Source organism: Flavobacterium sp. LHD-80, from assembly GCF_030929605.1.
GTDB lineage: Bacteria > Bacteroidota > Bacteroidia > Flavobacteriales > Flavobacteriaceae > Flavobacterium.
The window spans coordinates 228,574-250,509 of sequence record NZ_JAVFVS010000004.1; the positions used below are offsets into that span (position 1 = coordinate 228,574).

The window sequence follows — 21,936 nt, forward strand, 5'->3', positions numbered from 1 at the left end:
TTTTACGAGAGTAATAATTTACGATAATCAAAACCATCTCTTTTGTTCAACAAATTTTGTTAAATGCTATAACAATTTGTTTCAAAACTCTTTTTTTAATGTTTCATTTTATAAAATGAAACCATGTCGTGGCCCAAAAACACGATTCTCCGGACTTTTATTCTTTAATTTTGAGTTACTTAAATAAAAATTAAGAAAATTTTGTTTTCATTTCCAGCAATTTTTTACGGACAATAAAATTTGAAACATCAATTTCTTAGGATAATTTTTAATAAGGAAAAAGCCCTGAAATTTTTGCTTTTCTAAGCACATCTCTTTATAACACTAATTATTAACAAATTTTATTACCATGAAACAATTTAAGTTTTACTGCAGATTTAATAATGCGATGATAATATTTGCATTAATATGTTCGAGCCTGTCACTTTCGGCCCAAAACAAGAAACCAAACATTCTGGTACTTTGGGGCGATGATATTGGAACTACTAATATTAGTGCTTATAGTGATGGAGTTATGGGTTACACCACACCCAATATTGATCGTTTAGCTAATGAAGGATTACGTTTTCTTCATTATTACGGAGAACAAAGCTGTACTGCAGGACGTGCTGCTTTTTTAACCGGACAGCATGGTCTTAGAACTGGACTTACAAAAGTTGGTTTCCCTGGAGCACCAATGGGAATGAGTCAGTTGGATCCTTCAGTGGGAGGAATCATGAAAAGTCTGGGTTATGTAACAGGCCAGTTTGGTAAAAATCACGTTGGTGACCGCAACGAAAGTTTGCCAACTGTAAATGGTTTTGATGAATTCTTCGGGAATCTTTATCACTTAAATGCTGAAGAAGAACCAGAATTGCCAGATTACCCAAAAGATCCTGAATATTTGAAAAAATTTGGGCCAAGAGGAGTTTTAAGATGTACTGCAACCAATGTTGATGACGCAACAACTGATCCTCGTTTTGGAAGAGTTGGAAAACAAAAAATAGAAGATACAGGAGCGCTTACTAAAAAAAGAATGGAAACTGTAGATGATGAAACATCAGCAGCTGCTATTGATTTTATTAAAAGACAAAGTGCATCTGGAAAACCATTTTTCTGCTGGTTTAATGCTACACGTATGCACCTTCGTACGCACGTAAGAGCAGAACACAGAGGAAGATATACACACGGAGACAGTGAATATATTGATGGTATGATTGAGCATGACGAAACTATCGGAAGCATCTTAAAAGCTTTAGATGATCTAGGAATTGCAGATAATACTATCGTGGTTTATTCTACAGATAATGGACCACACATGAACACTTGGCCTGATGCTGCGATGACCCCATATCGTTCAGAAAAAAACACGAACTGGGATGGAGCTTTCCGTGTACCTTGTATCGTTCGTTGGCCAGGGCATATTAAACCAGGAACTGTAACTACAGAATTGATGAGCCATAATGACTGGATTCCAACTTTTGCTTCAATTGCAGGTGAGCCAGATATCGTTAATAAACTTTTAAAAGGATACTCTGCAAACGGAAAAACGTACAAAGTGCATTTAGATGGTTTTGACCAAAGTAAATTTTTAGAAGGCAAAACACCAAAAAGTGCCAGAGATAAATTCTTTTATACAGATGACGATGGTCTTTTGGTTGGTTTAAGAGAAGGAGATTATAAATATGTTTTTGCAGAGCAACGTTTAGGTGGAACAATGGGAGTTTGGGCAGAACCTTTTACTAAACTTCGTTTACAAAAGATCTTCAATTTATATCAAGATCCTTTTGAAAGAGCAGATATAACTTCAAATACATTCTGGGATTGGCAATTGAATCACGTTGGCGCTATGTATGGCGTGATACAAGATGTAGTTGTTTTTGCAGAAACATTTAAAGAATATCCTCCAAGATCAATTCCACCAAGTTTCTCAGCTTATACTATTATGGAAGAAGCGATGAAAGATATCAAAGCGCAGAAATATATAGAGAAAAATGTGCTTCCTAAATTGAAAGAAGACGCAGAAGACGCTCCAAAAAAGAAAAAATAAAAATATCTAATAAAATAGAGCTTGAATTTTTCATAGTTCAAGCTCTATTAATTTAAAAATAAACATCATGTATAGAAAAATATATATAGTGCCTCTGTTTTTATTTTTACTGGTTTCGTGTAAAAAATCTGAAACTACTACAACTACAAATCCTAAAGACAGCACAACAGTTGTTGCAACCAGCGGTGATCCATTGCCAAGCTGGAATGACGGAACTTTGAAAAAAGACATTATTGCTTACGTTGAAAAAGTAACAAAAGAAGGAAGTCCAGATTTTATTCCCGTTGAAAATAGAATTGCAACCTTCGATAATGACGGAACACTATGGGCTGAAAAACCTTATGTTCAGGAATTATTTGCTTTTTATCGAGTAAAAAAAATGGTAGAAGCAAATCCTTCTTTGGCTCAAAAACAACCTTTTAAAGCTGTAATTGAAAAAGACAAAACTTATTTTGAAAAAGGTGGAGATAAGGCACTAATTGAATTAGTTGCAGCAACTCACACTGGAATGACCGAAGATGAATTTGAAGCATCAACAAAAGAGTTTTTCTCTGGTGCCCAATATCCTGGCAAAAATGTGCCACTAAAACAAATCAGATACCAGCCTCAATTGGAGCTTTTGACTTATTTGCGTGCAAATGGTTTCAAAACTTTCATTGTGACAGGTGGAACTGTAGAAGTAGTACGTGCAATATCACAGGATTTTTATGGGATTCCAAAAGATCAAGTTGTTGGAACTTCTTTCAAATATAAATTTGATGATGCTAAAAATGCAGTTTTAAGAGAACCCGCTTTAGATCATTTTAATGATAAAGAAGGAAAACCTGTCGGTATACAATTACACATTGGTCAGCGACCAGTTTTTGCCTGCGGAAACGAAGGTGGAGCTGGAGATCTTGCCATGTTAAGATATTCTTCTGGAAGTAAATACCCATCTTTTCAATTAATTGTAAATCATAACGATTCGATCAGAGAATACAATTATCAGGAAAAAGATAATCTTTCTTTAAATACGGCAGCAAAATACAAGTATCATGTAATAAGCATGAAAGACGATTGGAAAAAAGTCTTTGCAGATAAATAATTTGAATTAAAGCCGAAGTGAAATAACTTTTACGAGTTGAAAGTTGTTTCATTTTTATTTTAAGAAATTAATATCAATCTCTAAGAGAATTAATTATGAAACGCACAAGAATTTATATCACCATAAAATTTTCACTCAGTATATTTTTAATTCTTTTAAATTTTTCAGCTTTTGCCCAAGAAGAAAAAGCTGGATCAAGCGCACAAGAACTTGCCGATAAAATGGCAAATCCGGTTGCAAGTTTAATTAGTGTTCCATTACAAAATAATCTTACTTATGGAATTGGCCCATATAACGGAATTAAATATCAGATCAATATACAGCCCGTTGTTCCATTTAAATTAAGTGAAAATCTAAACTTAATTACACGTTATATTCTTCCAGTTGTTGATCAGCAAGATGTAACGGGAGAAAACACACATGAATTTGGTTTAAGCGATGCAACAGTAACCGCTTTTTTTGCTCCTAAAACTAAAGGAATTATCTTGGGAGTTGGGCCTGCTTTTTTAGTGCCAACTGCTACAGAAAAATTTTTAGGAACAGAAAAATTCGGAATTGGACCAAGTGTTTTGGTAATGCATCAAGGAAAAGGACTTTCTATAGGTTTCTTGGCGAATCAAATTTGGTCTGTGGCCGGAAATGCCGACAGAGCCGATTTCAACCAGTTTTATACACAAATATTTCTAACACATAGTTATAAAAGCGGTGCCAGTTTAGGAATCACTTCAGAAATTACGCAAAACTGGCAAGGAAATACAACCCTAATTACAGTGAGTCCAAATGTAGGTGCGATTACAAAATTGGGAGGTCAAACTATGCAATTTGCTGTTATGCCTTTAATACCAGTTGTTGGGCATCAATCTATAAAACCTGACTGGGGATTAAGAGCGGTCGTTGCCTTTATATTTCCGCAATAATATTTCGTAAGAGTTCTCAGAAAATATCATTTTAATTTTTAATCGGATACAACATGAAGGCCAAAATAATTTCACTTTTTCTTATTGCGTTATTTATTTCATGCAATAAAACTTCGTCAGAAAAAACAGAAACGACTTCTGTAACATCAGCTTCGAGTGATTTCAAACCTGCAAATCTCGATGAACAAATAATTTATAATCGAGCTGTTGAAGCTGTTATTTGGGGAATGCCCGCTGTTAATTTTGAACTCCTTAATGAAAGTTTGACGACTACAAAGGGCAGTTTTAATGAGATTATTTATTGGTCAGGATTAATAAATTCAAAAAATCAAACTTTGACTCCAAATCCTGATGTTGTTTATATAAATCCTTTATACGACACTAGACAAGGACCGATTGTATTAGAAATTCCGCCAGCTGAAGGTGCCTCATCTTTAACAGGAAGTCTTGATGATGGCTGGCAAACTGCTATTGAAGATATTGGCCCCGCAGGTCTAGATAAAGGAAAAGGTGGAAAATATTTAATTCTTCCTCCAAATTATAAAGATAAAGTACCGCAAGGATATATTTCAATGCCTTCATCCACCTATACAGGTTTTGCAATTTTGCGTTCCAATCTTACAGACGGAAGCCCAAATGATCTTAAACGTGCAATTGATTACGGAAAGAAAATCAAAATTTATCCTTATTCTCAGGCATCAAATCCACCAGCTACAAAATTTACTGATTTGCTTGAAGTTAATTTTAGCAATACCATTCCATACAATTTCCATTTTTTTGAAATTCTAAATCAGTTTGTGCAACGAGAACCTTGGTTGACACGTGATTTAGTTATGGTTGATTTTCTAAAGTCAATTGGAATCGAAAAAGGAAAACCTTTTGAAGCAGATGCTAGAAGAAAAGAGATTTTGAACGCAGCCATAAAAGATGCTCATAATTGGATTGATAAAAAGTACGAAGAGATATTTACTCCCCCTTATTATGACGGTACAAATTGGGCTTTACCAGCTTCTCAAGATGTTGTAAAGGCCATAATGTCTAATTATACAGCTCCTAATATTTATCCAGTTAGCGAAAGAGCAATAAGTTATTCAATGGCTTATTTCAGTGCAAAACATTTAGGCACAGGACAGTTTTATTTAATGACAATTAAAGATGAGAAAGGTGAAGAATTTGACGGATCAAAATTGTATCAATTGCATTTGCCTCCAAATGTTCCAGTAAAATTATATTGGTCGGTAACGGCTTACGATCGTGAAACGCACGCTTTAATTAAAGGTATGAAATATTTTAGCCGAGCTTCGACTTCGCCTGGACTTCAAAAAAATAGTGATGGATCTGTAGACATTTATTTTGGTGCCAAAGCTCCTGCTGGAAAAGAATCGAACTGGGTTCCAACAGATCCAAAAGGAAAATTTGAATTATTGGCTCGTTTTTATGGTCCAGAAAAAGGATTTTTTGATAAAACTTGGAAAATGGGAGACGTTACGGAAGTGAAATAATTCTCTGATTTTAAACTAAAATAATTAATCATTATGAAAAGTAAATGCCTTATAATTTTAGCAGTATCTTCTTTGATTTTAAATTTTGGATGCAAAGAATCAACGACAACAAATCCAGATTCAGAAAGAGTAGTAAAATCAGGTTCTGGTATAAAAATGGATGGTGAATTGCCTTCAAAAGAATCAATTCCTGCACTTTTTGATGAAATGGATTTTCAACAAGCAACACAATGTTATCTGTGGGGATTGCCAATTGTGGCTTTCGCTGAATGGCAGCAACAGCATTATAAAACATTCGGTGCAACGAGTAATGATCTAGTATTGTACAATACTTATCATGACCGATTAGGAATTTTAACAGCAAATGCCACAACTCCTTATATAATGTCATTTATTGATTTGAAAGCAAACGGACCAACAGTTATCGAAATGCCAGCCGGACGCACTGCTGGAGGGTTGAGTGATTTTTGGCAAAGAGAAGAGGCTGTAATTGGAGAAATGGGGCCAGATAAGGGAAAAGGAGGAAAATATATTTTAGTACCGCCAACTATGAAAGATTTTAAAGCCGATGGGTATTTTATAATTCCGTGTACGACAGTAAATAATTTCTTCGGTTTTAGAACATTGGATCCTGATCCTAAAGTGACGGAAGAATTAGTAAAAAAAGTCAAAATATATCCTTACGCACAAAGAGCAAATCCGACTCCAACAAAAATAGTAAGTCCGCCAGCCGATAAAAATTGGTACGGAATTCAGCCATCGGGAATTAAATATTGGGAATGTCTACATGCCATTTTACAAGATGAACCAGTTGAGGAACGTGATCGTTTTTTTATGGCTTGGCTTAAAAATCTTGGTATAGAAAAAGGAAAACCTTTTGCACCAGATGAACGTCAGAAGAATATTTTAATTGCCGCTGCAAAAAAAGGAGAACAAATGGCAATGGCTAATTCTTATGAAAAACGTTTTAAAGACGTTAGACACTGGGCAGATAAAAAATGGGATTATGTCATTACGATGAAAAATTCTGCTCAGCGTGAAGAAAATTTTGACGAATTTTTTGAGAGATCAGCTTATTTCTTCGAAGCCGTAACTTTTTCTAACGCAATGATATCAAAAACCCCGAATCTAGGTCAGGCTTATTTAGGAAATTACACTGACAGCAATGGAAACTGGCTCGATGGAGGGAAAAATTACACTTTAAATGTTCCGGCAAATCCACCAGCAGTTAATTTTTGGTCAATAACAGTTTATGATTCGGCAACTCGCTGTTTGATTGATAATCCGCAGCAAAATGCCGATTTATCGTCTCGAAAAGATTTGATAAAAAATGCCGATGGTTCTGTTGATTTATATTTTGGACCAAAAGCTCCGGTAGGAAAAGAGAAAAACTGGGTTCAGACATTGCCAGGAAAACATTGGTTTACCTACATGCGTTTTTACGGACCAACGACAGCTTACTTTGATAAAAGCTGGAAAATGGATGATATTAAAGAAGTGAAATAAAGTATTATCATGACAGAAAAAGCATCAGATAGCGCCGAAAGTTTTTTTGATCGATTAGCATCGAAAGCAGAACGCTATGATAATGGTGCAGCGATCAGGAAAGAGGTGCCACGTTCTTCTCATCAAGAATGGACAGAACCTGAAGATCGTGAAGATCCTGTTGCGATTTTGATTAAAACAAGTATTGGAAGACTTGAAAGTTTACTTCCCATTCGATATCGACGAATGATCGAATCGCCATTTGCTTTTTACAGAGGAGCAGCGGCAATTATGGCGGCAGATTTAGCAAATACGCCAAATACAGGAATACAGCTCCAGCTTTGTGGCGATTGTCATTTAATGAATTTTGGCGGTTTTGCAACTCCTGAACGTAAATTGGTTTTTGATATAAATGATTTTGACGAAACGTTTCCTGGTCCTTGGGAATGGGATATAAAAAGATTAGCAACAAGTTTTGCAATTGCAGGAAAGTGGCGAAAATTTTCTGCTAAAGAGTGTAAAGAATTTGCATGGCATGTAGCAGACAGTTACAAACGGCACATGCTAGATTACAGTAAATTATCAGCACTTCAAATTTGGTATGCTGATATTGATTTGGCAGAGCTTATTGATTTGGGAAAAGATGAGGAGCTGAAAGAATTTCAGCAAAAGCGAATAAAAAAAGCAGCAGAATCAATTGCGCACGAAAAAGAATTTGCAAAAATGACCTATTTAGATGGGGTTCGGGCCAGAATCAAAGACGATCCTCCGTTGATTTATCATCCTTCGGGGAATGAGGCAAGTTATACGTTAAGAGAAGCGAAACAGGTTCATAAACGATACATAGAATCATTGCCAGAAGACAAACAAGTTTTGCTGAGCAGATATACAATGCATGATTTTGCGGTAAAAGTTGTAGGCGTTGGAAGTGTTGGAACACTCTGCGGTATCAGTTTATTGATGTCGGCTACTGGAGAACCTATTTTTTTACAGTTTAAAGAAGCAAGAAAAAGCGTCTTAGAATCAAACGTAAAAAACAGAGGGAAATATCCGCATCAGGGAGAGCGAATTGTAATGGGACAAAAATTAATGCAATCAGCTCCAGATATGTTTTTAGGCTGGACAAATGATGATAAAGGCAAATATTTTTATATCCGCCAGCTTCGTGATGCCAAGATAAAACCAGTCATCGAAATAATGAAAGCCGAAAATATGACAGATTATGCCAAAGCCTGCGGTTGGGCACTTGCACGCGCACATGCAAGATCTGGCGATCCGTCGCTTTTGTCGGGATATATTGGGAATAATAATGAATTTGCCAATGCAATTTCTAAATTTTCAATGTTGTATGCGCATCAAAATGAATTGGATTACAATAAAATGGTCGAAGCGGTAAAAGAAGGACGATTGCCAATTTCGACCGAAGTATAAGTTGCAAAAAAATTACATTTTGAATCAAAATACATCAAGATGATAAGTAAGATTTTTTGCAATAAACTATGTTAATTAAAGAAAAAAATATACCTTTAGGAGATATTAAAGTGTTGTTAGTGTTGGTTTTACAATTTATTTACATTGCTTTAATGCCCCAAAGATTTTTTTTGATTTTAATACATTCGAGTTAAACTAATTTAATTATTAATTTAAATACAATAACAATGAATATTAAAAGAACAAATCTTCGCCTAATTCCGTTAGTTTTATTGGGATTATTTTACAGCTGTTCGCCTACAGTAAAAGTCACCACAGATTACGATCACTCTGCTAATTTCAGCCAATACAAAACTTTTACTGTCTATGACTTAAAAGCCCAGGAAGGTCAAGTAAATCAGCTAAATGCAGATCGTGTTGCAAAAGCAATTCGCGCCGAAATGACCGCCAAAGGGTTTGTAGAATCAACAGACAATCCTGATTTAAAAGTCAATGCGGTTTCTATATTAAAAAACAAAACTCAAGTTACTGCCGATACTAATTTTTATGGTTATGGAGGAATGTATCGTCCATACGGATATTGGGGCGGTGGCGCCATGATGGGCGGCGGTACAACAACATTTAATTCTTATGATTATGTTGATGGATCACTTGTAATTGATATTGTTTCTTCAAAAACACAAAAACTGCTTTGGCAAGGAATAGGGAATGCTCAAATTGACAGCAAACCAGATAACCCAGAAGAATTTATTGCAGGTGCAATTAAAAAAATCTTAGAAGGCTTTCCCCCAGGTCTCGCTAAAAAATAACTTATCAAATTTATTCTACAAAGGCAGTTATACTTATCTCATTGAAGATAAGTATAGCCTTTAGGAGTTATGGTACATTACTTTCTTTTAAAATTCATTTTTTTAAGAAAGAGCTATTATTAATATAAATAACTAATATATGCTGGATATAGTACTCTCTCTTTTCTTTTTCATGGCTACAATGATTGGCTTTGCAACATCATTTATGGTGCTGTTTTCTAAAAAAAACTATTCAAAAAGTTTCTTTTTAGGGCTGTTTTTATTTAGCCTCGCGGTTGTCAGTGTATATAATTTTTACTTGTCAGCAAATGTCCTTAATTTTTTCCCTGATCTGTTTATGATCACGAAACCTTTTATATTTTTAGTAGCGCCATGTGCTTTTTTGTATGTTCGAAATCTCTTATTTACAGATAATACATTTCAAAAATATGACTGGCTTCATTTTGTTCCTTTCTTAATTTATTTTAGTTTGACATTTTGTGTATGGATTGGAAATTTTGCTCATTTCCCTTTTGCACAAAGTATCTCTCCTAAAATACAAAACCCATTCTCAATGCTGAGTTTGACCGTTTGGTTGCTTTATGCTTTTTGCCAAACGATGATGGTTTTAAATTATGATTTGGAAAAATTGAAGAAAAATCATTTCAACAGAATTAAAATCTTAAACTGGATCCGAATTTATAATCTGATGATTTTGTTCTTGTTTTCGGCTCTTTTTGTTCATTATTTTTTAGTTAGCAGTGTCAATACAATCGATTTATCTTGTTATGTGCTAATTTCATTTGTGCTTATTTTTACAGTTGGGTCGCTTTATTTTAAGCCTCAAATATTCTATGATGTAAACACAAATGAGATTAATGACAACTTTCAGATTGTTGAAGAAAAAAGACTGGTGATTAAAGAAGATGAATCGAAAAATGCATTGCCGTTAATCAAAGAATTGACAAACGAAAAAAAACATCAGTACTTGCTTCAATTGGAGGAAATTTTTACTGCAAAAGAACTTTTTCTAAAAAAAGATTTGGTGATCAGAGACATTGCTGATGAAACAGGAATATCGGTACACCACCTTTCCAATTTAATTAATTCTGAATTTAACCTTCATTTTCAAGATTATGTAAACTTGAAAAGAATCGAATATTTTAAAGAAAAAATTAATGATCCAGAATGGAAAGATCTTTCGTTAGAAGGAATGGCTTGGGGTTCTGGTTTTAAATCAAGAACAACCTGTTTTAGAGCTTTTCTTAAACACACCGGGAAATCGCCTTCAGAATATTTTAAAGTAATTAGATTGAATCCAGAAAAACACATTCGTATCATTTAAAAAGAGCAACATGCAAATAGCCAGGTAGTTTATAGATACGATTGTAATGACTCATTAATTTTTAAATAGAAAGACAATGAAAATAAAATTTTATCAATATAGCGCTATCAAAAAATCAGTTGGTATATTTTTAATAATGATATCGTGTTTTTCAGGCTATGCACAGCTCAAAGGCGGACATATTCTGGGCGCTATGGGATTGCAATCTGGAACGCAAACGCCAGCAAATACGCTTAGTGTTTATGTTCCAAATTACATTTACACCGCTTCAACATTACGTGATGCTGATGGCGACAAAGCGCTTACAAATCCTGATTTGACAATGTATTTGGTTGGAGCAGGAGCATCGTACGTAAGTGATTTTAAAATTTTGGGTGCCAATTATGGAGCTACGATTCTGCTTGCTTTTGCAAAAAACACGATTCAAGGAAACAATGCAAACATTGACAATTCATTGGCATTTACAGATATGTACATTGTTCCAGTGCAGTTAGGTTGGCATCATAAAAAAGCCGATTTTGTTTTTAGTTATCAACTTTATCTTCCAACAGGAAAATTTACAGCTGGAGCTCCAGACAACAGCGGTTTGGGAATGTTTATGAATGAATTTTCAGCCGGAACAACTTTATATTTTAATGATAAAAAAACCTTTCATTTTTCAGCTTTAGCGTCTTACGAAATAAATGGAAGAAAGAAAGATACCGATATTAAAACCGGAGATATTTTAAGTATTGAAGGAGGTTTAGGTAAAACATTCTATCAAATGAATGCTGAAAAAACAGCACCAGCCGGAATTTTTAATGCCGGTTTGATTTATTACTTGCAATACAAAGTAAGTCACGATGAAATTCCTGTTCCTGTTATTGGAGTTGTTGAAGGTGAGAAAGACCGAGTTGGAGGTATTGGAGCCGAGGTAAACTATTTTCATATTGGATGCAAAACTTCGGCAGGATTTAGATGGATAGCTGAGGTTGATGCCATAAATAGATTTCAGGGAAATACATTTTTCATAACACTTGCGCATGTTTTTAGTTTTGAAAAAGAGCAACCTAAATAATCAATTTTCTATTTACAGATAAAAACAATTTTGCAATGAAAAAAAAGCGCCATTTTAATCGTAAAAGTATTTGGAAAACCAGATTGATTATTGTGGTGTTTCTCTTGTCTTATACAGGAATGACTTCACAAACAACTACAGCAACAACATCGACACCTAAAAATATGCGCTTCAAAGATTCTCTTGATGGAGCGATCGATTTGAGTAATTTTTTAATTTATGCAAATGGTTTTCTTGTAGTTCCTGCTATTATATCTGAGCCAGCTTTAGGAGGTTTTGGAGGTGCTTTGGCGCCAATATTTCTTAAAAAACACGCCCCTGTAATCGATGAAGATGGAAAAAAACGTTTTATAAATCCAGATATAACAGGAGGATTTGGAATGTATACGGCAAATAACAGCTGGATGGCCGGAGCGTTTCGTTCTGCAACTTTAATAAAACCAAAAATATTATACCGTGTTGGAGCGGCTTACGGAGATGTCAATTTGTCTTTTTATGCTAATAATCTCCCAACTGGAAATGATCAGGAATTTAAATTGAACTTCAGAACTTCTGTTTTTTACACACAATGGCTCAAGCAATTTAACAATGCAAAATGGAGCGCCGGACCGCAATATTTGTTTTTAAATTCTAAAATAAATTTACCCGACTTAAATCTTCCGCCTCCGTTTGTTAAGCCGGGCGATATTAAAAGTACTGTAAGTCAGTTAGGAGGAGCACTTCAATTTGACGGGCGCGATAATATATTTACACCAGATAAAGGAATCCGAATTCAATCCGATTTCTTTTGGTCAGATAAAGCAATAGGCAGTGATTATAATTCCTGGCGTATTAATTTGTCTGCAATAGGATATTACCCAATCACTGATAAATTAATTGGCGGACTAAGGATTGAAGGAGAACAGGCGTTGGGGAGTCCGCCTTTTTATCTTAAACCAGGAATTAATTTAAGAGGAATTCCGACAGCTAGATATATGGGAAACACCAGTATTGTAAATGAACTTGAGTTTCGCTGGGATTTATATCGAAGATGGAGTTTAATGGGATTTGGAGGCCTTGCTAGTGCATTTGATGATTGGGATAAGGCATTTGCTAAACCTGTTGTTTACAGTTACGGAACAGGTTTTAGGTATTTAATAGCCCGAAAATTTAAACTTCGAATGGGAGTTGATGTTGCAAAAGGAAATGAAGATTGGGCGTATTACATTGTTTTTGGAAGCAATTGGATGAGATAGCTTTTTTAGTAAAGAGTAAACAGTAAAGAGTGAATAATAAAAAGTGAAACTCCCGGCAATAATTGTCGGGAGTTTGCTTTTTTATTTTTTCCAGTAAGGCTTAATAATTTTGTTTTCTTTATGGCTTAAAACCAAGAGTAAAAGAGCTCCAACGGTACAAAATAAAATAGCCTGAATAGAACCTTCGGGACCAAATTCACCTCCAGTAATGAATTCTGGACCTTGTATTTTGGCATCCAATAAACTATTTGTTTTTTCGTTTCCAGATGTTATTGCTCCGAAAATTCCCGATTGTGTAAAATTCCAAGCAAAATGCAAAGCGATTGGAAGCCATAAATTACGACTGTAAATAAAAGCAGCTCCAAGCATAAAACCAGCCATAGTTATGCATATTGATGAAATCAAAGTACCATTTGGATTTGCCAAATGAAAAATGCCAAACAGTACTGAAGAGATAGTAAGCGAAATGTAACTTCCAAGCTTTTCTTCCACTATTCTAAAGATAATGCCACGCACCAATATTTCTTCAATAATAGCAACCGTAAACATAATGGTAAACGGAATCAGAATAAATGAAATTGGATTGATATTCAAAACACTGTAACTTCCGTTAAGATAGATTACTAAAATAGTGAGAGATTGTAAAGTAAAACCAATCAGAGAACCGATGAAAAGATTTTTTGCAAGTCCTTTTGTCGAAAACTCTGTAATTGTTCTTTTGTCGTATTTTTTAAAGAAAAGAATATAACTGAAAACGCATAAAGCAGAAACAAAAAGCCCTTTTAAAAGATTTCGGTACTCTTTTTCAAGCGGCGTTAAGGCTAGTAATTTTACAGCAATTTGTTGACTTATAATAACAACTGCCATAAAAGTAAGCAAGGCAAGAATGATCTTTGTTATAGGAGAATTAAACGTTTTTTGTTTTAAAGTAAGCGTTTCCATTTGATTGTATTTAGTGATTTATGATGAGACAAAAGTAGGTGGCATCAAAAACAAAAAATAGAATGAAATTTGCCTCTGCTATAATTTTTGAAATTGTTTGGGCAGAAATCCGGTTTGGTTTTTAAACGTTCTGATAAAATGACTTTGATCTGAAAAACCGCATTCTAAAGCAATTTCGGTTAAATTAATTTCATTCGAATGTATCAGCGAAAGCGAACGGTTGATTTTAATTCGGCGCATATATTCGCCCAAAGTACAGCCAAAATATTTTGGAAAATGCTTCGAAATAGTAATTGGATTAAGATTTAAAACCTGAGCAAGATCTTTTAAATTCGGATTTTCATTCCAACAATCATTGAGCAATTCATTTAAACTTTTTACCCAAAACGGACTTTTCTCAAATCGTTCTAAATGCACATTAGAATTTGATAATTGAGAGAATAACATCTTGACGTTATCATTCGTAAAACTATCTGCAGATTGAGTTTCTTTGAAAATTTTCAGAATCAACGATTTAGCATAAACACTATTCTGAATTGATTTTTCAATTTCGGCTTCATTAATAAAAAGTTCCTTTAAAAGGTTTTCTTCAATTTCAATATTAATATTTCGGGAAGGAAAAAGCGTATTTTGATTCAGATGCAGTTCGTCGCTGTGATAAAATAATAAAGAACCAGGGCCAAGGGTTTCGCTTGAATTTTTTCTTTTTTCGGTTGTACCGCCTTTCAAGAAAAGTGTGATGTGTGCGTTGTTGTGCGAATGCCAGCCTTCGTAAACTTTGTTTTGATACTCCGTTTCAACAACCGCAATTCCCTCTTGAGTATTGAAGATGTTTTTAGTATTTCCTAAATAAGTTTCTTTTTCCAGTTCGTACATTTTCTGTTTTTTGCGTGTCAAAAACATAAACCAAAATACTACTTATTTGCAAATAATAATGAATATTTTAAAATTAAGATTTTAAGGAAATTATCTAATTATCTAATTGCCACAATATCCAATTAAAAAAAAATCGGATTGCATTATTTGTAAGGTTTTGATGCTTAATAAAAACATTGTATAAAAATTAACGCAAAAACAATAGTTTTTTTACCTGATATTTAATTGATTTGTAACAAAAATAAAATTAGGCTACTAATAAGTTAACTTTTTAAATCTTTTGATTATGTATAAAAATACAATGAAATCAGTTTTTGCAGCATCTGCTTTTTTAGTTGGTGTGGGCGGCTGTTTTGCACAAGACGTTTTGGTAAACTCATTAAAGTTAAATGCAAGTGATAAAAGTAAAGAGAACTTTAAATTCACCGAAGTAGTTAACTTAGGAACAACATCAGTAAAGGCTCAAGGATCTTCGGGAACTTGCTGGAGTTATGCTTCAAACTCATTTTTAGAATCAGAAATGATTCGTTTAGGAAAACAGCCAGTCGAGTTGTCTCAGGTTTTTTCTGCAAGAAATGTATATGTTGACAAAGGGGTAAATTATGTGCGTATGCACGGTGCAACTACATTAGGTGACGGAGGTTCACTTCATGATGTAATCAATATGTATAAAAAATACGGTACTGTTCCAAGAGAAGTTTATACAGGATTAAACTACGGAACAGATAAAAATAAATTTGCCGAAATGGCTGCACTTATAGAAGGTGTTCTTGCAGCGGTTGTTAAAAATCCAAATGGAGAATTGACTCCAAACTGGCAAAAAGCGTATGCTGCAGTTATTGATTCTTATTTAGGAAAAGTGCCGGATAATTTCACTTACAAAGGGAAAAATTATACGCCACAATCTTTTGCAAAAGAAGTGGTAGGAATCAACCCAGATGAATATGTTGAAATGTCTTCTTTTACAACTTCTCCATATTACCAAAAAACAACTTTAATGGTGCCGGACAACTGGTCATTAGATCAAGTTTACAATGTAAAAGTAAATGACATGACTGATGTTATCGATAATGCTTTGAAAAAAGGATACACTGTAGCTTGGGCAACAGACGTAAGCGAGAAAAGCTTTAGCTGGAAAAATGGTGTTGCTTATGTTCCGACAAAAAAATTCGATGACATGACGGCTGAAGAAAAAGCAGATATGTTTAACGGACCAAAAGCAGAGCCAGAAATTACGCCAGAAATGCGTCAGGCAGCGTTTGATAATTACACAACAACGGATGACCACGGAATGCACATTATTGGTCTTGCAAAAGATCAAACCGGAAAGGAATATTATATCGTAAAAAATTCTTGGGGAGAAACAAATGATTACAAAGGTTTCTTGTTTGTAACCAAAAATTTCGTAAAATACAAAACAACTGCCTTAATGGTAAACAAAGGCGGAATTCCTGCTGAGATTGCTAAGAAATTGGGGGTGTAAGTTTAGGGTCGTTTTTAATAAAATAAGAAAGCGCTGCAATTTTTGGATTGTGGCGCTTTTTTTTGATTTTTTGCCACTTCTATTGTATAAAAACCGTACTTAAACGTCTTTTAAGGTTGTTTACGGGTGAAATAAACATAAAAATGGAACTATGACTAACTTTACTATAGTTTTTTGAAATAAACAGCAACTTAATCAATTTATCATGAAAAATTATGCAGAAATTTTTATGACAATTGTGTGTGTGGTTCCATTTTGCTGTTTTGCACAGCGGGCGGCTTCAAAAGCTCCTGTCATTGCAGCAGCTGGAAGTACACATTTACAGTCAGACAAGAAAATAGATGATGGTCTTGTCATAGAAGCTTACTACGTTGAAGAAACAATCAATATGACTTTTGGAAGAAGAGTTACAAAATATGAAGTTTCAAAACTAGACATGGTCAATACGTACGATCTCGGTCCAAATAATACCAGAACGGTAACTCCAATTTACAGAAAACCTAAATTGAAACAAACTGAAGTGCCGTTAATGTCAAAAGTAGTTATCGATATTCCTGACGAAAAAGTAGAACCAGTAAAAGTTGCGGTAGCACGCCCTGCAGAAACTACAAAATACATTGATATCGATATCTCAAAAACCTACACAAAAGTGGTGGATAAAGGATATAAAAATACTGATATGCTTAAAAAAGTAGCAGACAAATCGTATTTTGAAGGTGACATGGAATCGGCAGCTAAATATTATTCAGAACTTCTGGAAGTAGGCAAAAATCTAGATCCTATTTACTATTATCGCTGTGCAGAATCATTAAAAGCGATTAACAAGCCCGAAAAAGCAAATGAGATGATGGTATTGTTTGAAAGTAAAAACTTGGCAAATAAAGTAGCTAAACAATAAAAAGCAGAAAGAATGAAGGAATGAACTTTACTTTTTTGATATAAAACAAAAAAAAGACTATCGTAATGATAGTCTTTTTTTTTTAAGCTCCCCCTCTTGTCCCGATAGCTATCGGGAGAAACCAACCCCGAAGGCTTTCGGGGCTCTGATTAACAGTTTTATTTGTGTTTTTCTTTAAGTTTTAGAATAATGTCTGGGTATTTAGTTAAATTTTCAATATAGGTTTTGCTTTTCATTTTTTTAATGTGTTTTTCAATATTTAAGCCTTGCGATTTATTTTCGCATTCTATTTTGAAAAATAAATCCCAATCTTGAGCATTTGCTGTAAATTTTCTTGATTCAGCATTTTTGTGAAATTCCATTCGAGTGTCAAAATTAGATGTAAATCCAATATAGTATCGATCTAATTTGGGAGAAAAAATAATATAAACAACGTTCATAGTACGATTTACAATTTGATATTTCTTTTTGAAGCTCCTTCTGAGGCTCGAACCAACCCCGATAGCCATCGGGGCTCTGATTAACAGCAAAAAAAATACCACTTACAATTTGTAAGTGGTATTTAATAAGCTCCCCCTCTTGGGCTCGAACCAAGGACCCTCTGATTAACAGTCAGATGCTCTAACCAACTGAGCTAAGGAGGAATCACCTTAAAGGTAAATATGTTTGCTAAAAAAAGTTGCTCCCCCTCTTGGGCTCGAACCAAGGACCCTCTGATTAACAGTCAGATGCTCTAACCAACTGAGCTAAGGAGGAAAGTGTTGCTCTTTTTAGCGAGTGCAAATATAATCGAATTTTTAGTTTCTCAAAAATATTTTAACTCTTTTTATTCATTTTTTTTTCTACTTCATAATTGCCTTATAAATGTCGTTTCCATTTGCAAACAAAAGTAACGCTATAAGTAGTACGAAGCCAACCATTTGGGCGTTTTCAAGGAATTTATCGCTTGGTTTTTTGCCACTGATAATTTCGTATAATAAAAACATCACATGACCTCCATCAAGAGCCGGAATTGGCAATAAATTCATTACACCAAGCATAATTGACAATAAAGCAGTGATCGACCAGAAAGCTTCCCAGCTCCAAGAATCTGGAAAAACATTAAAAATAGCCGCAAAACCACCCACTTCTTTATAAGCTTCGGTTTTAGGATTAAATATCTTTTTAAGTTGCGTTCCGTAATCAATAAGGCCGTTTATTCCTGTGTTGATTCCAATTGGAATTGATTCAAAAAAGCCAAATTTTTGACGGTTTACTTTATAGATATTCAATTTTTCAATATTAGAATAAGGTATTCTCATTGCGTAAGCTACTCCAGATTTAGACTTGTTGTTAAATTTTAAAGTAGTCTGAATGATTTTATCACCTCTTTTAATTGTAATTGGAACTATTTTTCCTTCATGATTTTTAAATCTTGCTGCAGCTTCATCGGCATAATTTAAAGGAGCGCCATCAAAATGTGTGATAATATCAGCAGTTTTTAAATCTTTATTGTTTGGAGAATCTTTTTCGAATCCTGAAACAATAAACGGAATTCTCATTTCAACTAAAGAATGTTTTACTCCAGAGTTGCTGATTTTGTTAATGATATTGATAGGAAACTTAATTGTTTTCTCTTCGTTGTTTCTTTCAATAGTAACTTCATTTGCCATGTACAAATTTTTGGCGATATCATCATATCGATCCATTTTTTTGCCATTAACAGCAATAATTTTATCTCCAGTTTGAACTCCAGCTTTTTCAATTGCAGGATTAGTTACCCATACACCATCTTTCAAATCAGCATTTGCAATATAATTGTCACCATAAACAAAAGCCATTCCTATATATATTATAAAAGCCAAGATGAAGTTTACAGTAACACCACCAAGCATAATAATCAAACGTTGCCAAGCTGGTTTAGAACGGAATTCCCACGGCTGAGGTGGCAAAGCCATTTGTTCTTTGTCCATACTTTCGTCGATCATACCAGAGATTTTTACATAACCTCCCAATGGAAGCCATCCAATTCCGTATTCTGTTTCGCCGATTTTCTTTTTTAGTAGAGAATATTTAACATCAAAAAATAAGTAAAATTTTTCGACTCTTGTTTTAAACAATTTTGCAGGGATAAAATGCCCTAATTCGTGAAGAATAATAAGTAAAGATAAACTCAATAGAAATTGAGAGAGTTTGATAACTATATCCATTTTATAATTTTAGTTCGTATTTAACGCACAAAAGTAACGTTTTCTTATTTAATTTAAGACCGCAATATAATACTTAAGGTTTTAAATGTTTGTTAATTAATAAACATTTAGATTTCTCCTTTTATAAGGATGCCGTAACTTTACTTTTTATAAGGCTGCCTTCTTCAATTGGTAGTCTAAATCCATTAAAAGTTACAATTATGGCTTCACAATTATTTTCTGCTTTAACATTAAAAAATATCACTTTAAAAAATAGAATTGTCATTTCGCCAATGTGCCAATATTCTGCGGAAGACGGATTTGCAAACAACTGGCATCTCGTTCATTTAGGAAGTCGTGCAAGTGGAGGCGCCGGATTGATTATTCAAGAGGCAACTGCCGTTTCTCCAGAGGCCAGAATTTCTCCTGCTGATCTCGGAATTTGGAAAGACGAGCATATCGTAAAACTGAAAGAAATCAACGAATTTATTGTTTCGCAAAATTCCATTCCCGGAATTCAATTAGCACATGCAGGACGAAAAGCAAGTGTCTCTTCTCCGTGGGAAGGAAATAAAAAATTAGATTTCGCTCAAGGCGGATGGCAGACCGTTTCCGCAAGTGCGATTCCGTATCACGATGGCGAACCGTTTCTTCCTGAAGCTTTAGATAAAAACGGAATTCAAAAAGTGATTTCTGATTTTAAAATCGCGACAAAAAGAGCTGTTGAAGCGGGATATCAGGTTTTAGAAATTCATGCGGCGCACGGCTATTTACTGCACCAATTTTTATCGCCTTTAACAAATGTGAGAACCGATGAATATGGAGGAAGTTTTGAAAATAGAATTAGATTTACATTAGAAATTGTAGAAGCGGTTCAAACCGAATGGCCTTCAAGTTTGCCTTTGTTTGTTAGAATTTCGGCAACAGATTGGGCAGAAGGTGGATGGAATCCAGAAGAATCAGTGCAGCTTTCTAAAATATTAAAAGAAAAAGGAGTAGATTTAATCGATGTTTCGTCAGGCGGATTGGTTTCGCATCAAAAAATTGAAATTGGACCAGGTTATCAAGTTCCTTTTGCAGAAAAAGTTAAAAAAGAAGCCAATATTTTGACCGGAGCTGTAGGTTTAATTACAGACGCAAAACAAGCAGAAGAAATTTTGAATAATGGTCAAACCGACTTAATTTTGTTTGCCAGAGAATCATTAAGAAATCCGAACTTGCCTTTAGATTTCGCCAAGGAATTAAACGACGATATTCATTGGCCAAAACAATACGAAAGAGCTAAACTATAATTTATTAGCCACAGATTTTACAGATTAAACAGATTTTGTCGCCACGAATTACACGAATTTTCACGAATTTTAAAGCTTTTCAAACGCACTGATTTGTGTAAATTAGTGAAATTGCTTCGCCTGTTCGCTATCGCTCGGGTCGTGGCAAAAAGAAAAATCCTTTCAATCATAATAATCTGTGGCAAAAAAAAAACTAAAACAACATGCAAAAAATAAAAACAGCACTATTATCATACGGAATGTCGGGGAAAGTTTTTCATGCTCCGTTTTTAGATATTCATCCAGGATTTGAATTATTAGGTTCTTGGGAAAGAACTAAAAATTTAATTCAGGAAGATTATCCATACGTTAAAAGTTATCCTTCAATTGATGATTTATTGGCCGATGATGTTGATTTGGTAATCGTAAACACACCCGTTGGTACGCATTACGAATATGCTAAAAAAGTACTTTTGGCAGGGAAACATGCTGTTGTCGAAAAAGCGTTCACAACAACAGTTGCAGAGGCCGAAGAGCTGACTCAAATTGCAAAAGATAAAGGATTAAAACTAGCCGTTTTTCAAAACAGAAGATGGGATAGTGATTTTAAAACTATTCAAAAAGTAATTAATGAAGGAGCTTTAGGAGAATTGGTCGAAGCCGAATTTCATTTTGACCGTTACAATCCTGTATTGAGCCCAAAAGCTCATAAAGAAACAGCCAATGACGGAGCCGGAATTCTGAAAGATTTAGGTCCGCATTTAATTGATCAAGCGGTTTGCTTGTTTGGTTCACCAAAATCAGTTTTTGGGGATATTCGTTATACCAGACAAAATTCTTTGGTCGATGACTGGTTTGATTTGCTATTGATTTATGAGAATGTCAGAGTACGTTTAAAAGCTGGTTTTTTTGTGAGAGAAGCCAATCCAGCTTATACGATTCACGGTAAAAAAGGTTCATTTTTAAAACCAAGAGGCGATGTACAAGAAGACGAATTGAAAATTGGCAAAAAACCAAATTTAGAATCGTGGGGAACAGAACCGGAAGAACTTCAAGGCCTTCTACATACTGAAATCGATGGAAAAATAATTCGCAAAAAAGTACCGACATTACAAGGGAATTATTTCTCCTTTTTTGACGGAGTTTATAATTCGATTATAAACGATACAACAGAACCCGTTACAGGCCAAGACGGAGTAAAAGTTATGCAAATTATTGAAGCTGCAATCGCAAGTAATGCGCAGAGAACTGTAATTAATTTGTAGAAATTATGGCCCGCTGATTGTACGGATTAAACGGGTTTTCGCTGGTTTTAATTTTATAATGTGCGGTTAAAAATGAAATAATATAAATCGTAGAGACGCACAGCAGTGCGTCTTTTTTTATGTCAAAGAATAATTATAATCTGTTTAAACCCGTTTAATC

At 34.4% G+C, this 21,936-nt stretch carries 18 protein-coding genes and 2 tRNA genes; 14 read left to right on the top strand and 6 right to left on the bottom strand.

All coding sequences use genetic code 11. The features are described from left to right. Positions 1-349: 349 nt before the first annotated feature. The 10 genes from RB619_RS05595 to RB619_RS05640 all read left to right on the top strand — a co-directional run bounded on the left by RB619_RS05595 (position 350) and on the right by RB619_RS05640 (position 12,873). On the top strand, positions 350-2,029 hold the full coding sequence (locus RB619_RS05595) for an arylsulfatase (protein WP_308095190.1): 1,680 nt from the start codon (positions 350-352) through the stop codon (positions 2,027-2,029). Between the two features lie 67 nt (positions 2,030-2,096). Continuing rightward, the gene (locus tag RB619_RS05600; RefSeq protein WP_308095192.1) at positions 2,097-3,113 is read left to right on the top strand and encodes an HAD family hydrolase; all 1,017 of its coding nucleotides are present in this window, start codon (positions 2,097-2,099) and stop codon (positions 3,111-3,113) included. A 95-nt stretch (positions 3,114-3,208) separates the two neighbouring features. Beyond that, complete coding sequence (locus RB619_RS05605; protein ID WP_308095195.1) at positions 3,209-4,030, top strand: hypothetical protein; 822 nt, start codon at positions 3,209-3,211, stop codon at positions 4,028-4,030. A gap of 53 nt (positions 4,031-4,083) precedes the next feature. Beyond that, entirely contained in the window at positions 4,084-5,532 is a 1,449-nt protein-coding gene (locus RB619_RS05610; protein WP_308095197.1) for a DUF1254 domain-containing protein, read from the top strand. A 33-nt stretch (positions 5,533-5,565) separates the two neighbouring features. Further along, positions 5,566-7,038 (top strand): DUF1254 domain-containing protein, encoded by a 1,473-nt coding sequence (locus RB619_RS05615; protein WP_308095200.1) that lies wholly within the window; start codon positions 5,566-5,568, stop codon positions 7,036-7,038. 9 nt (positions 7,039-7,047) lie between these two features. Next, the gene (locus RB619_RS05620) at positions 7,048-8,448 is read left to right on the top strand and encodes a DUF2252 domain-containing protein (protein WP_308095202.1); all 1,401 of its coding nucleotides are present in this window, start codon (positions 7,048-7,050) and stop codon (positions 8,446-8,448) included. 227 nt (positions 8,449-8,675) lie between these two features. After that, entirely contained in the window at positions 8,676-9,257 is a 582-nt protein-coding gene (locus tag RB619_RS05625) for a DUF4136 domain-containing protein (RefSeq protein WP_308095204.1), read from the top strand. Positions 9,258-9,594: 337 nt separating this feature from the next. After that, positions 9,595-10,581: a helix-turn-helix domain-containing protein gene (locus RB619_RS05630; RefSeq protein WP_308095206.1), complete on the top strand. Its 987-nt coding sequence runs from the start codon at positions 9,595-9,597 to the stop codon at positions 10,579-10,581. A 76-nt stretch (positions 10,582-10,657) separates the two neighbouring features. Then, on the top strand, positions 10,658-11,638 hold the full coding sequence (locus RB619_RS05635) for a transporter (RefSeq protein WP_308095210.1): 981 nt from the start codon (positions 10,658-10,660) through the stop codon (positions 11,636-11,638). 35 nt (positions 11,639-11,673) lie between these two features. After that, the gene (locus tag RB619_RS05640; RefSeq protein ID WP_308095213.1) at positions 11,674-12,873 is read left to right on the top strand and encodes a BamA/TamA family outer membrane protein; all 1,200 of its coding nucleotides are present in this window, start codon (positions 11,674-11,676) and stop codon (positions 12,871-12,873) included. An 81-nt stretch (positions 12,874-12,954) separates the two neighbouring features. Here RB619_RS05640 and RB619_RS05645 read toward each other — a convergent pair whose 3' ends face one another. Together RB619_RS05645 and RB619_RS05650 are read right to left on the bottom strand one after the other, a co-directional pair. Next, positions 12,955-13,815, bottom strand: coding sequence for a type II CAAX endopeptidase family protein (locus RB619_RS05645; protein ID WP_308095215.1), 861 nt, complete (start codon positions 13,813-13,815; stop codon positions 12,955-12,957). 78 nt (positions 13,816-13,893) lie between these two features. Continuing rightward, positions 13,894-14,691 (bottom strand): helix-turn-helix transcriptional regulator, encoded by a 798-nt coding sequence (locus RB619_RS05650; protein ID WP_308095218.1) that lies wholly within the window; start codon positions 14,689-14,691, stop codon positions 13,894-13,896. A gap of 286 nt (positions 14,692-14,977) precedes the next feature. Between RB619_RS05650 and RB619_RS05655 the strand changes: the two genes are divergently transcribed. Together RB619_RS05655 and RB619_RS05660 are read left to right on the top strand one after the other, a co-directional pair. Beyond that, complete coding sequence (locus RB619_RS05655) at positions 14,978-16,174, top strand: C1 family peptidase (protein ID WP_308095221.1); 1,197 nt, start codon at positions 14,978-14,980, stop codon at positions 16,172-16,174. A 205-nt stretch (positions 16,175-16,379) separates the two neighbouring features. After that, the gene (locus RB619_RS05660; RefSeq protein WP_308095224.1) at positions 16,380-17,072 is read left to right on the top strand and encodes a hypothetical protein; all 693 of its coding nucleotides are present in this window, start codon (positions 16,380-16,382) and stop codon (positions 17,070-17,072) included. Positions 17,073-17,230: 158 nt separating this feature from the next. On the opposite strand, the gene RB619_RS05665 is transcribed toward RB619_RS05660, so the two are convergent. From RB619_RS05665 to rseP, 4 genes are all read right to left on the bottom strand, one after another. After that, positions 17,231-17,581: a GIY-YIG nuclease family protein gene (locus RB619_RS05665; protein ID WP_308095227.1), complete on the bottom strand. Its 351-nt coding sequence runs from the start codon at positions 17,579-17,581 to the stop codon at positions 17,231-17,233. Between the two features lie 61 nt (positions 17,582-17,642). After that, positions 17,643-17,716 (bottom strand) — tRNA-Asn (locus RB619_RS05670). Between the two features lie 38 nt (positions 17,717-17,754). Next, positions 17,755-17,828: transfer RNA gene (locus RB619_RS05675), tRNA-Asn, on the bottom strand. A gap of 86 nt (positions 17,829-17,914) precedes the next feature. Further along, the gene (gene rseP / locus RB619_RS05680; protein WP_308095231.1) at positions 17,915-19,261 is read right to left on the bottom strand and encodes an RIP metalloprotease RseP; all 1,347 of its coding nucleotides are present in this window, start codon (positions 19,259-19,261) and stop codon (positions 17,915-17,917) included. 200 nt (positions 19,262-19,461) lie between these two features. Here rseP and RB619_RS05685 point away from each other — a divergent pair, with 200 nt between their 5' ends. Continuing rightward, positions 19,462-20,532 (top strand): NADH:flavin oxidoreductase/NADH oxidase, encoded by a 1,071-nt coding sequence (locus RB619_RS05685; protein WP_308095234.1) that lies wholly within the window; start codon positions 19,462-19,464, stop codon positions 20,530-20,532. A 203-nt stretch (positions 20,533-20,735) separates the two neighbouring features. Beyond that, the gene (locus RB619_RS05690; RefSeq protein WP_308095236.1) at positions 20,736-21,776 is read left to right on the top strand and encodes a Gfo/Idh/MocA family oxidoreductase; all 1,041 of its coding nucleotides are present in this window, start codon (positions 20,736-20,738) and stop codon (positions 21,774-21,776) included. The last annotated feature ends 160 nt before the right edge of the window (positions 21,777-21,936 follow it).